The 14,223-nt window shown below is 74.6% G+C and carries 13 protein-coding genes; 7 read left to right on the top strand and 6 right to left on the bottom strand.

Features of this window, described 5'->3' with window-relative positions; translation table 11 throughout:
- Positions 1-245: 245 nt before the first annotated feature.
- Positions 246-974: a VIT1/CCC1 transporter family protein gene (locus ACRRSS_RS08680; RefSeq protein ID WP_435970641.1), complete on the bottom strand. Its 729-nt coding sequence runs from the start codon at positions 972-974 to the stop codon at positions 246-248.
- Between the two features lie 252 nt (positions 975-1,226).
- Between ACRRSS_RS08680 and ACRRSS_RS08675 the strand changes: the two genes are divergently transcribed.
- The 7 genes from ACRRSS_RS08675 to ACRRSS_RS08645 all read left to right on the top strand — a co-directional run bounded on the left by ACRRSS_RS08675 (position 1,227) and on the right by ACRRSS_RS08645 (position 9,550).
- Positions 1,227-2,225, top strand: coding sequence for an ADP-ribosylglycohydrolase family protein (locus ACRRSS_RS08675; RefSeq protein WP_435970640.1), 999 nt, complete (start codon positions 1,227-1,229; stop codon positions 2,223-2,225).
- 494 nt (positions 2,226-2,719) lie between these two features.
- Positions 2,720-4,003, top strand: a complete 1,284-nt coding sequence (locus tag ACRRSS_RS08670; protein ID WP_435975280.1) for an ADP-ribosylglycohydrolase family protein — start codon at positions 2,720-2,722, stop codon at positions 4,001-4,003.
- Positions 3,984-5,135 carry an ADP-ribosylglycohydrolase family protein gene (locus ACRRSS_RS08665; RefSeq protein WP_435970639.1) on the top strand — a complete coding sequence of 384 codons (1,152 nt, stop codon included), beginning with the start codon at positions 3,984-3,986 and terminating at the stop codon, positions 5,133-5,135. The genes ACRRSS_RS08670 and ACRRSS_RS08665 overlap by 20 nt, the downstream gene beginning before the upstream one ends.
- On the top strand, positions 5,132-6,559 hold the full coding sequence (locus ACRRSS_RS08660) for an ADP-ribosylglycohydrolase family protein (RefSeq protein ID WP_435970638.1): 1,428 nt from the start codon (positions 5,132-5,134) through the stop codon (positions 6,557-6,559). The genes ACRRSS_RS08665 and ACRRSS_RS08660 overlap by 4 nt, the downstream gene beginning before the upstream one ends.
- On the top strand, positions 6,556-7,476 hold the full coding sequence (rbsK, locus tag ACRRSS_RS08655) for a ribokinase (protein ID WP_435970637.1): 921 nt from the start codon (positions 6,556-6,558) through the stop codon (positions 7,474-7,476). Before ACRRSS_RS08660 ends, rbsK begins: the two co-directional genes overlap by 4 nt.
- Positions 7,473-8,720 (top strand): CaiB/BaiF CoA transferase family protein, encoded by a 1,248-nt coding sequence (locus ACRRSS_RS08650; protein ID WP_435970636.1) that lies wholly within the window; start codon positions 7,473-7,475, stop codon positions 8,718-8,720. Before rbsK ends, ACRRSS_RS08650 begins: the two co-directional genes overlap by 4 nt.
- Complete coding sequence (locus tag ACRRSS_RS08645; RefSeq protein ID WP_435970635.1) at positions 8,717-9,550, top strand: HpcH/HpaI aldolase/citrate lyase family protein; 834 nt, start codon at positions 8,717-8,719, stop codon at positions 9,548-9,550. Before ACRRSS_RS08650 ends, ACRRSS_RS08645 begins: the two co-directional genes overlap by 4 nt.
- Before the next feature lie 71 nt (positions 9,551-9,621).
- On the opposite strand, the gene lgt is transcribed toward ACRRSS_RS08645, so the two are convergent.
- The 5 genes from lgt to trpM all read right to left on the bottom strand — a co-directional run bounded on the left by lgt (position 9,622) and on the right by trpM (position 14,181).
- A complete protein-coding gene (lgt, locus tag ACRRSS_RS08640) occupies positions 9,622-10,587 on the bottom strand; it encodes a prolipoprotein diacylglyceryl transferase (protein ID WP_435970634.1) in 966 nt (321 codons plus the stop codon).
- 64 nt (positions 10,588-10,651) lie between these two features.
- Entirely contained in the window at positions 10,652-11,476 is an 825-nt protein-coding gene (locus ACRRSS_RS08635; RefSeq protein WP_435970633.1) for a DsbA family protein, read from the bottom strand.
- 63 nt (positions 11,477-11,539) lie between these two features.
- The gene (trpA, locus tag ACRRSS_RS08630; RefSeq protein WP_435970632.1) at positions 11,540-12,373 is read right to left on the bottom strand and encodes a tryptophan synthase subunit alpha; all 834 of its coding nucleotides are present in this window, start codon (positions 12,371-12,373) and stop codon (positions 11,540-11,542) included.
- Entirely contained in the window at positions 12,370-13,608 is a 1,239-nt protein-coding gene (gene trpB, locus ACRRSS_RS08625; protein WP_435970631.1) for a tryptophan synthase subunit beta, read from the bottom strand. Before trpB ends, trpA begins: the two co-directional genes overlap by 4 nt.
- 369 nt (positions 13,609-13,977) lie before the next feature.
- A complete protein-coding gene (gene trpM / locus ACRRSS_RS08620; protein ID WP_435975279.1) occupies positions 13,978-14,181 on the bottom strand; it encodes a tryptophan biosynthesis modulator TrpM in 204 nt (67 codons plus the stop codon).
- Positions 14,182-14,223 lie beyond the last annotated feature (42 nt).

Below are 14,223 nucleotides of genomic sequence, written 5' to 3'. Positions count from 1 at the left end.
CTGCCTCATTCCCGTTGGTCACAGGTTCGAAACCGCCGAGTAACCGGCTATGTATGTGGCGTCCCGCATAGTGTCTCATCGCCGCGGCGGATCGGGCCAGGGAGATACGTCACAGCGGTTCCGCGGCTTTGGTCCCGAAATGGACGCCGCTCGCCGTACGCGAGACCGACGGGCCCCCGGATCGGGGGCCCGTCGGCGCGGGTAGGGGGTGCCGGGCGGTCGGTTCCGGCGGCAGGGGTACGGGGTTACAGCGCGGCCCCGAGGAGCATGCCGAGCCCGTACGTGACGGCGGCGGCGGCTCCACCGAGCACCAGCTGACGCAGCCCGCTGAAGAGCCAGCCCCGGGCGGTCACCCGGGCCACGAGCGCACCGCAGGCGAAGAGGCCGAGGAGCGCGAGCAGCACCGCCGGCCAGAGCGCGGTCGCCCCGAGCAGGAACGGCAGCACGGGCAGGAGCGCGCCGAGCGCGAACGAGCCGAAGGACGAGACCGCGGCCACCGTCGGCGACGGCAGGTCGTCCGGGTCGATGCCGAGCTCCTCGCGGGCGTGGATCTCCAGCGCCTGCTCGGGGTCCTTCGACAGCTGCATCGCGACCTCGCGGGCGAGCACGGGCTCGACGCCACGGGAGACGTAGAGCGCGGCGAGCTCCTCCATCTCGTCGATCGGGTGCTTGCGCAACTGGCGTCGCTCGACGTCCAGTTCCGCCTGGACGAGCTCGCGCTGCGAGGCGACGGAGGTGTATTCGCCGGCGGCCATCGAGAAGGCACCGGCCGCGAGGCCGGCGAGGCCGGTGATGACGACGGTCTGCGTGGAGACCGCGCCACCGGCGACACCGGTCATCAGGGCGAGGTTGGAGACGAGTCCGTCCATGGCGCCGAAGACGGCCGGACGGAGCCAACCACCGTTCACGTCACGGTGCGTGTGGTTGTCGCGGTGGGCCTCGTGCAGTGGCGCCTGAGCTTCGATGATGGACATGGCTCTCCCCTTCGTTCCGGCGGGCCGGGTCGCACCCGCCGCCCCCAACACCTCGAAAATACGCGCAATGTAAGGGGCGTGCCAGCAAGGCAGGCCGTACTTACTAAGGGGTGCCTTGCCGTGTGCACCCGTTCTGGCGTGCTGTCAGGCGGGTGACAGAGACGTTTCTTCGGCGAGTTCGCGGCCCGTGGTGGCACAGATCCAGGCATCGGGGCGCCATGAGTGCGCCTCCACCCAGGAAGGGGCCGCGCAATGGTGATGACCACGGCATGCGACACGCGTGAACGGGCGAGGGGGGCGCTTCTCGGCCTCGCCGTCGGCGACGCGCTCGGCGCGCCCGCCGAGAACATGCGGCCCTCCGAGATCCGCCGCCGCTGGGGCCGCATCGAGGGATTCGTGACGGACAGCCCGGCGGGCACCGACGACACCGAGTACGCCATCTTCTCGGCGCTGCTCCTCGCCCGGCACGGCTCGGCCCTCACCGTCCACCACGTGGAACGGGCCTGGCACCACTGGATCGCCGACCTCGACGAAGGCCCGTTCCGCGGGGCGGGCTTCTCCGAGCGCGGCACCCTGGAGAACCTCCGCCGGGGGCTCGCCGCCCCGATCTCCGCCCAGCACCGGCACGCCTGGAGCGACGGTCTCGCCATGCGCGCCGCGCCCTTCGGGGTCTTCGCGGCCGGCCGCCCGGCGGAGGCGGCCCGCCTCGTCGCCATCGACGGCAGCGTCAGCCACGACGGCGAGGGCATCTACGGCGGCCAGGCGGTCGCGGCGGGCGTGGCGGCGGCGATGACCGGGGCGAGCGTGACCTCGGTGATCGCGGCGGCCCTCTCGGTCGTCCCGATGGACTCCTGGACGGCCCGTTCGCTGCGCCGCGCGGTCGTCGCCGCCCAGCGCGTCCAGCCGGACCCGCTCACCCGCGAACGCCAGGTCCGCTCGGCGGTCGTCATCGGCGGCTACCCGTGGACGGACCTGGCGCCGGAGGCGGTGGGCCTGGCGTTCGGCGCGTTCGCCGCCGCGCGCGGGGACTTCCGCACGGCGGTCCTGACGGCCGTCAACATGGGCCGCGACGCCGACACCACGGCGGCGGTGGCGGGCGCCCTGGCCGGCGCGGCCGGCGGCCTGAGGGCGATCCCGGAGGACTGGGCCACGGCCATCACCTCGGTCACGGGCAGCTGCCTCCCCTCCATGCGCGGCTACCACGTCCTGGACGTGGCGGACCTCCTGACCCCGGAGGAGGACGCGGCGTGAACACGGACACGACGACCACGCAGGCCCCCACCAACGCGCCGGACACCGCGACGGCTGTGGGCACCCCGGAGCAGGCGGACACCGCTACGGCGGTGCCCACCCGAGCCGCGGGGCGGGACGGGTGGGCACCGCCCCCCGAGCCGGGACCCGGCCCCCTGCACGGCGCCCACCAGGACCTGGCGCCACCTGCGCCGGATGCCGAACCGACGCTCGGCACCCACACGAACCTGGCCGCGCCACCGACGCCGGCCCTCGGCCAGACGCTCGGCGCCCACCCCGACCTGCTCACACCACCGACACCGACCCCCGACCTCACGCTCGGCACCCACACGAACCTGGCCGCGCCACCGACACCGGCCCTCGGCCACGCGCTCGGCGCCCACCCCGACCTGCTCACACCACCGACACCGACCCCCGACCTCACGCTCGACGCCCACACGAACCTGGCGCCACCTGCGCCGGATGCCGAACCGGCACTCGACGCCCACACGAACCTGGCCGCACCACCCGCACCACCCGCACCGGCCCCCGACCCGCCGGCCCTCGCCCCTCTGCCCCCCGCCCCCACCCGCGGCACCGGTTCGTGGGGCGGTGGCGCCCACCCGGTCCCCGAGCCCGGGGCGGCCACCCGCAGGGCCGGCCGCGACGCCGTCGAAGGCCTCCTCCTGGGTCTGGCCGCGGGCGACGCCGCCGGATGGCCCGCCGCCCGCCACCGCGCCGCCCGCATGCCCGAGTGGACCCGCCGTCTCACCCGCGAGCTCGACACCTTCGCCGAGCAGAACGCGACGACCACCCTCCCCGTCCCCATCGCCCTCAACCAGCCCCCCGAGCCCCTCCGCCTCGGCCCGTCCGACGACGCCGAGTGGGCGGTCTTCACCGCCGAGGCGATCCTGACCGCCTCCGGCCCGGTCTTCACCGGTCTCCCCCCGGAGCGCCGGCTCCGGGCCGCCGTCGACCTCGCCTGGAACGCCCTCGCCGGTCAGGTCGCCGCGGCCGCCGACCGCGCGCCGGAGGTCGAGTCCGCCGTTCTCCCGCTCCGCGCGCGGATCTCCGTCCGCGCGGGGCTCGGCAACCTCGCCACCGGCCTGCGCCCGCCCGCCACCGGCCACGACAACCCGCACTTCTTCGACGACGCGGCCTGCGTCCGGGCCGCCGTCCTGGCCCTCGTCCACCCCGGCGACCCCCGCGCCGCCGCCGAACTCGCCGAGTTCGACGCCCGGTACACCCAGGACGGCGACGGCGTCCACGGCGCCCGGGCGATGGCGGCGGCCGTCGCCACGGCCCTCGGCGGGGCGACGGTCGGCGAGGCCGTGGAGGCGGCGCTCGCCGAACTCCCGCCCGTCACGGAGATCGGCCGCAACGCCCGGCACGCGGTGAAGCTGGCCCAGACGGCCGGTTCGGCCTTCGAGCTGGTCCCGCTCCTGGAGCACCAGATCGTGGACCACGTCTACAGCTACGGCATCGCCGCCGCCGAGACCGTCCCGGTGGCGCTCGCGCTCGCCACCGCCGCCCGGGGCGAGATGACGGCCGCCGTACCGGCCGCCGTCTGTCTCTCCCGGGTCGCCGACTCCGCCCCCGCGCTCGCGGGCGCGCTCACCGGGGCGCTGGGCGGGGGCCGTTCGGTGCCGGGGACGTGGCGCGAGGCGTGCCGGACCTTGGCGGGGTGCGCGCTGCCCCGGCTCGCGGGGACGGATCTGGTCGAACTCGCCGGGTTGCTCGCAGCCACGGAACCGGCCACTCCGGGTGGACAATTCCGACATGACACCCACTCTGGATGACCGGATCACCGGCAGTCTCCTCGGGGCCGCCGTCGGCGACGCGCTCGGCGGCCCCGTCGAGGGCTACACCCCCGAGCAGATCGTGGAGCGCCACGGCGGCCGGGTCACCGGGATCGTCGGCCCCTGGAACCGTGGCGAGTGGCGCACCGCGCGCCCCATCGCCCCGTACCACAAGGGCGACGGGCACGTCACCGACGACACCTTGATGACCCACGCCCTGATCCGGGTGTACGAGCAGGTCCGCGACCACCTCGACGCGTACGCGGTCGCGGACCGCCTCGTCCCCGAGCTCATGGGCTCCCCGGTCTGGATCCCGGAGCTGGAGGCGGAGGCGCTGCCCCTCCAGCGGATCTTCCTCGCCGAGAAGTGGATCGTGACCCGGCTCCACTACGGCCATGTGGACCCGCGCGAGGCCGGCAGCGGCAACATCGTCAACTGCGGGGCCGCGATGTACATGGCGCCGGTCGGGCTGGTCAACGCGGCCCACCCTGAGGCCGCGTACGCCGAGGCCCTCGACGTGACGGGCGCGCACCAGTCCTCGTACGGCCGTGAGGCGGCGGGCGTGTTCGCGGCGGCGGTGGCGGCGGCGTGCGTGCCGGGCGCGACGCCGTCCTCGGTGATCGACGCGGCCCTGGCCCTGGCGAAGGACGGCACGCGGTCGGCGATCGAGGCGGTGGTGGAAGTGGCGGCCCGGCACCGGGACTTCGAGTCGGCGCTCACCCCGCTGCGCAAGGCGGTGGCCCCCTTCGACTCGGTCGGCCCCGACTACCGTGCGCCCTCCCTCGGTGCCCGGCGCCCCTCCCGGCTGCACGCGATCGAGGAGCTGCCGATCGCGCTCGGCATGCTCCTCGTCGGCGAGGGCGACTTCCGCCGTACGGTCCTGGGCGCGGTCAACTACGGCCGCGACTGCGACTCGATCGCCACGATGGCGGGCGCGATCGTGGGCGCGCTGCACGGGGAGTCGGCGGTGCCCGCCGACTGGGCGAAGCGGGTGGCGGAGGCGAGCCGGCTGGATCTGCACGCCCCGGCGAGGGCGCTGTCCGAGGTGGCCCGCGAGGTCTTCGCCCGGGACGCGGAACGCCGTCGGGCGCACGAGTCGGCGTTCACGGCCCTGACGGGCGCGGCCCGATGAACCTCCGCCTGACCTGGGTCCAGCCGGAGGACCTGGTGGGCCACGAACTCCGTCAGGCGGAGGAGGACGGCCGTGACGCGACCGGGATCGCGGCCCGCTGGCAGCGGGCCGGCGGCCCGCCGGCCCCGCCCACGGCCGGCGCGTCCCCCGTCGCCCGCCCGGAGCTCCGCCCCCTGGCGGAGGAACTCCTGGCGGCCCTGGCCGCACTGGCCCCCGCGCGGGCCGTGGACGAGGCCGCCGCGGGGTGGTGGGAGCGTCCCGGGACGGAGCCCGGGGACAGGGCACGGCCGCCGGGTCCCGGCCCCCTGCCCGACTCCCGGCGGGCCCCGGACCAGGCCCCGCACCCCCCGGGCCCTGGGAGGGACACCGCCCTCCGGGACCGTCTGCACGCCGCCTGGCTGGGCCGCGCCGTCGGCTGTCTCCTCGGCAAACCGGTCGAGAAGCTCCCCCTCCCCGCCATCCGCGCCCTCGCCCGCGCCACCGGCAACTGGCCCCTCTCCACCTGGTTCACCGCCAGGGGCGTCCCGCCCGAGCTGCTCGCCGCCCACCCCTGGAACCGCCGCTCGGCCCCGACCTCCCTCGCCGAGAACATCGACGGGATGCCCGAGGACGACGACCTCAACTACCCCCTCCTCAACCTGCTGCTCCTCCAGCGGTACGGCCGCGACTTCACCACCGCCGACGTCGCCCGCCTCTGGCTCGACGAGCTGCCCGCCGGCCGCACCTTCACGGCCGAGCGGATCGCCTACCGCAACCTCCTCGACGGCGTCGAGCCACCGCTGACCGCCGTCCACCGCAACCCGTTCCGCGAGTGGATCGGCGCCCAGATCCGGGCGGACGTCCACGGCTGGACCCACCCGGGCGACCCTGCCGCCGCCGCCGCGCAGGCGTACCGGGACGCCACCCTCACCCACACCGCGAACGGCGTGTACGGCGCCATGTTCGTCGCCGCCACCCTCGCCACCGCCGCGACCGGCACCGCCGACGTCCACCAGGCGCTCGCCGCCGGTCTCGCCGTGATCCCGCCGCGCTCCCGCCTCGCGGTGGCCGTCCGCCGGGGCATCGGACTCGCCCGCGACACGGCGGACTTCGACCCGGTCGTCGACCGTCTGCACGCCGAACTCGGCGGGTACCACTGGGTGCATGCCGTCCCCAACGCCGCCCTGCTCGCCGCCGCCCTCACCCACGCCGACGGCGACTTCACCCGCTCCATCTGCGCCGCGGTCTCCGGCGGCTGGGACACCGACTCCAACGGCGCCACCGCCGGCTCGGTCGCCGGGCTGCTCGCGGGGCACCCGGACCGGCTCCCGGAGCGCTGGACCTCCCCCCTCAAGAACCGTCTCGCGACCTCCGTCCCGTCCTTCGACGGCATCGGTTTCGACACCCTGGCCGAACTGACCCACCTGGAGGCGGTACGCCCATGACCAGCATCGTCGTGCTCGGCAGCACGAACATGGATCTCGTCGCCTACGTGCCCAGGGCCCCGGCCCTCGGCGAGACCGTCACCGGCCGCTCCTTCCGCACGGTCCCCGGCGGCAAGGGCGCCAACCAGGCCGTCGCCGCCGCCCGCGCGGGCGGCGAGGTGGCGATCATCGGCGCGGTCGGCGCGGACGACTTCGGCGAGCGGCTCCGGGCCAACCTGGAGCACTGCTCGGTGGACACCGACCTCCTCCGTACCGCCGAGGGCCCCTCCGGCACCGCCCACATCGTCGTCGACGACGAGGGCGGCAACGCGATCGTCGTCGTCCCCGGCGCGAACGGCACCGTCACCTCCCTCACGCACGGCGACGAGGCGCTCATCGGCACCGCCGACGCCCTGCTCCTCCAGCTCGAACTCCCCCTCTCCGTCGTCGTGGAGGGCGCCGCGACCGCCCGCCGCCTCGGCGTGCGGACCGTCCTCACCCCCTCCCCGGCCCAGCCGCTGCCCCCCGAACTGCTCGCCGTCACCGACCTGTTGGTGCCCAACGAGCACGAGGCCACCGCACTCACCGGCCTGACCGACCCCCGCGAGGCGGCCCTGGCACTGCTGCGGGACGTCCCCGAGGTGGTCGTCACCCTGGGTGCGGCCGGCAGCCTGTACGCGGTGCGGGGGGCCGATCCGCTCACGGTGCCCGCGCCCCGGGTCCGGGCCGTGGACACCACCGGGGCCGGCGACACCTTCGCCGGCGCCCTGGTGGTCGCGCTCGCCGAGGGCCGCCCTGCCCCCGAGGCGCTCGCCTGGGCGCAGACCGCCGCCGCGCTCTCCGTCCAGCGCGAGGGCGCGTCGACGTCGATGCCGTTCCGCACCGAGATCGAGGCGGCCTTCGGCTCCCTCGGCGAGAGGGAGACCGACGCCGTATGACGACCACGCCGCACACCGCCACCGTGCCCTCCGCACCCGCTCCCGGTTCTCCCCCCGCCCGCTCCCCCCTTCACGGTCTGCGCGTGCTGGATCTGGCGACCCTGTTCGCCGGCCCGCTGGCGGCCATGATGCTCGGCGACTTCGGCGCCGACGTCGTCAAGGTCGAGCACCCCCGCAGGCCCGACCCGTCCCGCGGGCACGGGCCCGCCAAGGACGGCATCGGTCTCTGGTGGAAGGTCCTCGGCCGCAACAAGCGGACGATCACCCTCGATCTGTCGTCCCCTGGCGGCCGGGACACCCTCCTCGCGCTCGCCGCCGACGCGGACGTGGTCGTGGAGAACTTCCGGCCCGGCACCCTGGAACGCTGGGGTCTGGGCTGGGAGGAGCTCTCCACGGTCAACCCGCGTCTGGTGCTCACCCGGGTCACCGGCTTCGGCCAGTTCGGCCCGTACGCCCACCGCCCCGGTTTCGGCACCCTCGCCGAGGCGATGAGCGGCTTCGCCGCCATCACCGGCGAGCCCGAGGGCCCGCCCACCCTGCCCCCCTTCGGCCTGGCCGACTCGATCGCCGCCCTCGCCACGGCGTACGCGGTGATGACCGCGCTCACCGCGAGGACGACGACCGGCCGCGGCCAGGTCGTCGACATGGCGATCATCGAACCGATGCTCTCCGTCATCGGCCCCCACCCCCTCTGGTACGACCAGCTCGGCTACGTACAGCCCCGGACCGGCAACCGCTCCCGCAACAACGCCCCGCGCAACACCTACCGGACCGCCGACGGCTCCTGGGTCGCCGTCTCCACCTCCGCCCAGTCGATCGCGGAGCGGGTCCTGCGGCTCGTCGGCCGCCCGGAGCTGATCGACGAGCCGTGGTTCGCCGACGGCACGGGCCGGGCCGCGCACGCGGACGAGCTGGACGAGGCGGTCGGCACCTGGATCGGCCGCCGGACCCGCGACGAGGTCATGGACGCCTTCGAGAAGGCGGAGGCGGCGATCGCCCCCGTCTACGACATCCGGGACGTCGTCGACGATCCCCAGTACCGGGCGCTCGGCACCGTCACCGAGGTGCAGGACCCCGAACTCGGCCCGATCAAGATGCAGAACGTCCTCTTCCGCCTCTCCGAGACGCCGGGAGCCATCCGCTGGCCCGGCCGCCCGCACGGCGCCGACACCGCCGCCGTCCTCGGCGAACTCGGTCTCACCCCCGGCGAGATCGACGCCCTGCGCGACCAGGGGGCCGTATGAGCGACCCGGCCGGGGCCCACGGTCCCGGCAGGCCCCGCACACCCCTCACCTGGCTGTACGCCCCGGGCGACCGGCCCGCGGTCGTGGCCAAGGCCCTCACCTCCGGCGCCGACGTCGTCATCGTCGACCTGGAGGACGCGGTCGCCCCGCACCGCAAGGCGTACGCCCTCGACGCCACGGCCGATCTGCTCGCCGACACCCACCCCGTCCCGGTGCACGTCCGCGTCCACACCCCGCACGACATCCCCACCCTGGCTCCCCTCCCCGGCCTCGGCGGTCTCCGTGTACCCAAGGTGACACACGCCACCGACATCCACCGGATCGCCGGACTCGCCCCCGGCCTCCCCCTCTACCCGCTCCTGGAGAACGCCCTCGCCGTGGAGCACGCGTACGCCATCGCCGCCGCCCATCCCGCCGTGCGCGGCATCGCGCTCGGCGAGGCCGACCTCCGCGCCGACCTGGGGGTACGGGAGGACAGCGCGCTCGACTGGTCGCGCGGCCGGGTGGTGGTCGCGGCCCGCGCGGCCGCCCTCCCGCCGCCGGCCCAGTCGGTCCACCCCGACATCGGCGACCTGGACGCCCTGGCCGCCGGCTGCGCCCGGGGCCGGGCGATGGGCTTCCTCGGCCGGGCGGCGATCCACCCCCGCCAGCTCCCGGTCATCGAGCGGGCCTACCTCCCCACCCCGGAGGAGATCGACGCGGCGCGGGAGGTCGTCGAGGCGGCCGGGACCGAGCGGGGCGCCCTGGCCCTCCCGGACGGCCGCTTCGTCGACGCGGCGGTGGTGGAGGGTGCCCACCGGGTCCTCGCCCTCGCCGCCCGGACGGCCTGACCCGTACCCCGGCACGCGAAAGGGCCGCCGGGACCTCGCGGTCCCGGCGGCCCTCCGACTGCTACGGGGGATCAGCCCTTGGCGGCGGACCCGGCGCCGTTGTCGGCCCCGTGTTCCTCATCGGCGTCGACGGGGTCCTCGTCCGCGTCCGTGCCGGCGTCCTTCGGCTCATCGTCCGCCGGCTCGTCCAGCGCGGCGGCGTCCTTCGCCGGCGCGGCCTGCGCGGCCTTCGGCTCGACGATCTCCTCGCGGCCCGGGCGGATCCGCGCCGAGACGACCAGGTAGACCACCGCGAGCAGGAAGACGACGATCGCCGTCCACACGTTGAGCCGCAGGCCGAGCACGTGGTGCGCCTCGTCGACGCGCATGTACTCGATCCAGGCCCGGCCCGCGCAGTACGCGGCGACGTACAGCGCGAAGGCGCGTCCGTGGCCGAGCTTGAAGCGGCGGTCGGCCCAGATGACGAGGACGGCGACGCCGACGCACCAGAGCGACTCGTACAGGAAGGTCGGGTGGTAGGTCCCGGCCTCGCGGTTCGCGCTCTCGGTGATCTTCAGGGCCCAGGGCAGATCGGTCGGCCGGCCGTACAGCTCCTGGTTGAACCAGTTGCCCCAGCGGCCGATGGCCTGGGCGAAGGCGATACCGGGGGCGAGGGCGTCGGCCCACGCCGGGAGCGGGATGCCCCGGCGGCGGCAGCCGATCCAGGCACCCACCGCGCCGAGCGCGATGGCGCCCCAGATACCGAGGCCGCCCTCCCAGATCTTGAAGGCGTCGACCCAGTTCTCACCCTCGCTGAAGTACAGCTGGTAGTCGGTGATCACGTGGTAGAGGCGTCCGCCGACGAGGCCGAAGGGCACCGCCCAGACGGCGATGTCGGCCACGGTGCCGGCGGTGCCGCCCCGGGCGATCCAGCGCTTGTTGCCGTACCAGACGGCGACGAAGACACCGATGATTATGCAGAAGGCATAGCCGCGCAGCGGGATCGGTCCGAGGTTGATCACGCCGGTCGACGGGCTGGGAATGTAGGCAAGGTCCATGGCAGGACCGACGCTACCCTGCCGGGCGGGCGCGGCGGCAGCCCACCCGGCAACGTATGGGTAACTAACCCGCCGAAGGGGAGGCCGTGCCGGGTTTCTTGCCCTGGTTGGCCTCGGCGACCCACTTCTTCAGGTTCTCCGGGGAGATCTGCTCGCTCCCCTTGGCCGGGAAGATCGATTCGCCGTTGAGGAGGACGGAGGGCGTGCCGCCGAAGCCGCCGTTCTGGAAGGCCTCGTTCGACTTGGCGATCCAGGTGTCGTGCGTGCCGTCGTTGACACAGCTGCGGAAGGCGGGCGTGTCGAGCCCCGGTACCTTCGCCGCCAGCTCGATGAGCTTGGCGTTGTCGCCGAAGGCGTCGTCCGTCTCCTGCGGCTGGTTGATGTAGAGCGTGTCGTGGTACGCGGTGAACTTCCCCGCGTCCTGGGCACACGCGGCCGCGTTCGCCGCGCGCAGGGAGCCGCTGCCGCCCATGTTCCCGTCGATGAGGGTGGCGAGGTGGTACTCGGCCTTGAGGGCGCCGGTGGCCTCGAGCTCGTGGATCGTGTCCCGGAAGACGTTCTCGAACTGGGCGCACGCCGGGCAGCGGAAGTCCTCCCAGATCGCCAGGGTCGACGGGGCGTCCGTCCTCCCGGTGGGGATCGCGGGCTTGCCGTCCTCGTCGGTCGCCCCGGTCGGCGCGACGACCGGGCCCGCCTTGTCGGATCCGCTGTCCTTGTCGCCGCCGGCGGCGATCACGCCGACGATCGCGGCCAGGCCGAGGACACCGACCACCGCCGCCGACACGATCAGGACGCGCCGCTGCTTCTCACGGGCCTTCTCTCGCTCACGCTGCTGCTGGAGGCGCTCCCGCGCGTTCCGGTTACCGTCACCACGGTTCTTCTCGCTCACGCCTCAGGAACGAACCGGGGAGGCACGTGCGCGCCTCCCCGGTCACAGTTCCACCCGAACGGGTTACGAGACGCGACGGACGCCCTCGGCGAGTTCGGCCGCCAGTTCCCTTACGGCGTCGAGTCCCGCCTTCTCGTCGCCGTCGGCGTCGAGGATCCGCTTCACGAAGGCGGAGCCGACGATGACGCCGTCGGCGAAGGCCGCGACCTCCTTGGCCTGGGTGGCGTTGGAGACGCCGAGACCGACGCAGACGGGGAGGTCCCGGCCGGCCGCGGCGGTGGCGCGGGTGCGGCGCACCAGGTCGGCGGCCTGCTCGCCGACCGACTCGCGGGTGCCGGTGACCCCCATGAGGGAGGCGGCGTAGACGAAGCCGGAACCGGCCGCCGTGATGGTGGCGAGCCGCTCGTCCCTGCTGCTGGGCGCGACGACGAAGACGGTCGCGAGACCGCGCTTGTCGGCGTGCTCGCGCCAGACCGCCGACTCCTGGACCGGCAGGTCGGGCAGGATGCAGCCCGCGCCGCCGGCCGCGGCGAGCTCCTCGGTGAAGCGCTCGATGCCGTACCGGTCGATGGGGTTCCAGTAGGTCATCACGAGGACCGGCTTCCCGCTGGCCTCGTGCGCCTCGCGGACCGTGCGCATCACGTCGGCGATCTTGACGCCGCCGCGCAGGGCGATGTCGTCGGCGGTCTGGATGACCGGCCCGTCGAGGACCGGGTCGCTGTGCGGGAGGCCGACCTCGACCACGTCCGCGCCGCCGTCGAAGACGGCCTTGATCGCCGCGATCCCTCCGTCGACGGTCGGGAAGCCGGCCGGGAGGTACGCGATGAGCGCGGCCCGGTCCTCCGACCTCGCCTTGGCGAGGGTGTCGCTGAGCAGCTGGATGTTGCCGGTCGTCACCGGGAGCCCTCCCCGTCGTACAGGCCGAAGTAGCGGGCGGCCGTGTCCATGTCCTTGTCGCCGCGGCCGGAGAGGTTGACCAGGAGCAGGGCGTCCTTGCCGAGCTCCTTGCCGACCTCCAGGGCCCCGGCGAGGGCGTGCGCCGACTCGATGGCCGGGATGATGCCCTCGGTACGGGAGAGCAGCCGCAGCGCCTGCATGGCGGCGTCGTCGGTGACGGCGCGGTACTCGCCGCGCCCGCTGTCCTTCAGGTACGCGTGCTCGGGGCCGATGCCCGGGTAGTCGAGGCCCGCCGAGATCGAGTACGGCTCGGTGATCTGGCCCTCCTCGTCCTGGAGGACGTACGACCGCGAACCGTGCAGGATGCCGGGCTCGCCGGCGGTGAGGGTGGCCGCGTGCTCGCCGGTCTCGACGCCGTGGCCGGCCGGCTCGCAGCCGATCAGGCGCACGTCCGCGTCCGGGACGAAGGCGTGGAAGAGGCCGATGGCGTTGGAGCCGCCGCCGACACAGGCGATCGCCGCGTCGGGGAGGCGGCCGGCGCGCTCCAGGAGCTGGCGGCGGGCCTCGACGCCGATGACCCGGTGGAAGTCGCGGACCATGGCGGGGAAGGGGTGTGGGCCCGCGACGGTGCCGAACAGGTAGTGCGTCCGGTCCACGTTGGCGACCCAGTCGCGGAACGCCTCGTTGATGGCGTCCTTGAGGGTCCGGCTGCCGGACTTCACGGCGACGACCTCGGCGCCGAGCATCCGCATCCGGGCCACGTTGAGGGCCTGGCGCTGGGTGTCGACCTCGCCCATGTAGATGGTGCAGTCGAGGCCGAAGAGGGCGCAGGCGGTGGCGGTGGCCACGCCGTGCTGGCCGGCGCCGGTCTCCGCGATGACCCGGGTCTTGCCCATGCGCTTGGTCAGGAGGGCCTGGCCGAGCACGTTGTTGATCTTGTGGGAGCCGGTGTGGTTGAGGTCCTCGCGCTTGAGGAAGATCCGGGCGCCGCCGGCGTGCTCGGCGAACCGGGGCACCTCGGTGAGGGCGCTCGGCCGGCCCGTGTAGTTGACCATCAGGTCGTTGAGCTCGCGGGCGAACTCGGGGTCGGACTTGGCCTTGTCGTACTCGACGGCGACCTCGTCGACGGCGGCGACGAGCGCCTCCGGGATGAACTTGCCGCCGTAGGCGCCGAAGTAGCCCTCGGGGCTGGGGACCTGACCCTCCGGGTCGGGAATGAAGAACTCGCTGGACATGCGGATGCTCCTCGCGGGGCGGGTGCCCCGTGTGACGTGCGGTCGATGGTCACGATGTGCGCGCGAGCGTCTCACGAACGGCGGGACGATCACCGGATCCTGGCCCCGGACCGTTGTGGGCATTCGTTCCGCCGGGGCGGAACGGGTGGGCACAACGGACCTCGCCCCTGCCGGGCCCAGGCTTCCGGGCCTGGACCCGCACCCCGTGCACGGCGCACAGCGGGTGCGGGTCCAGGCACAAGGAGCGGAGGCGCCGCCGGGCGCGCCGTCCCGTGCGCCCACCCGTCCCGCCCTGCGGGACGATTGCCCACCACACGGGGGCGACGGCGGGGACACGGGCCCGGAGGCCTCGGTGGTCGAGCGGCTGCGTCAGTTCGTGGAGGTGCGCGCGAGGCGCGGGCGCCATCGCATGCCGTTGACCTGGCCGGGCTCGGAGCCGATGACGTACCGCACCCGGCGGCCGTGGACACGGCGGGCGGGCGCGCGGCAGCCACGCGGTCGGCAGCCCCGGGCCAGGGGGGCGTGCTTGGAGACGGGCGCGGCAGCGGTACGGAGCCGGCCGCGGCGCCCCACCGCGACGTCCGCGGGCACGACCGGGGCGCCCGGGGCGAGGCC

It is taken from the genome of Streptomyces sp. Qhu_M48 (assembly GCF_051305195.1).
GTDB lineage: Bacteria > Actinomycetota > Actinomycetes > Streptomycetales > Streptomycetaceae > Streptomyces.
Note: the sequence above shows the minus strand (reverse complement) of the source record. Positions and strands in the feature narration are given on the sequence as shown.

Bases quoted from the DNA above. Each gene is read 5' to 3' on its own strand.
- rbsK (WP_435970637.1), top strand. From the start codon at position 6,556: ATGACCAGCATCGTCGTGCTCGGCAGCACGAACATGGATCTCGTCGCC.
- ACRRSS_RS08645 (WP_435970635.1), top strand. From the start codon at position 8,717: ATGAGCGACCCGGCCGGGGCCCACGGTCCCGGCAGGCCCCGCACACCC.
- ACRRSS_RS08650 (WP_435970636.1), top strand. From the start codon at position 7,473: ATGACGACCACGCCGCACACCGCCACCGTGCCCTCCGCACCCGCTCCC.
- lgt (WP_435970634.1), bottom strand. From the start codon at position 10,587: ATGGACCTTGCCTACATTCCCAGCCCGTCGACCGGCGTGATCAACCTC.
- trpB (WP_435970631.1), bottom strand. From the start codon at position 13,608: ATGTCCAGCGAGTTCTTCATTCCCGACCCGGAGGGTCAGGTCCCCAGC.
- ACRRSS_RS08680 (WP_435970641.1), bottom strand. From the start codon at position 974: ATGTCCATCATCGAAGCTCAGGCGCCACTGCACGAGGCCCACCGCGAC.
- ACRRSS_RS08665 (WP_435970639.1), top strand. From the start codon at position 3,984: ATGACACCCACTCTGGATGACCGGATCACCGGCAGTCTCCTCGGGGCC.
- ACRRSS_RS08675 (WP_435970640.1), top strand. From the start codon at position 1,227: ATGGTGATGACCACGGCATGCGACACGCGTGAACGGGCGAGGGGGGCG.
- ACRRSS_RS08660 (WP_435970638.1), top strand. From the start codon at position 5,132: ATGAACCTCCGCCTGACCTGGGTCCAGCCGGAGGACCTGGTGGGCCAC.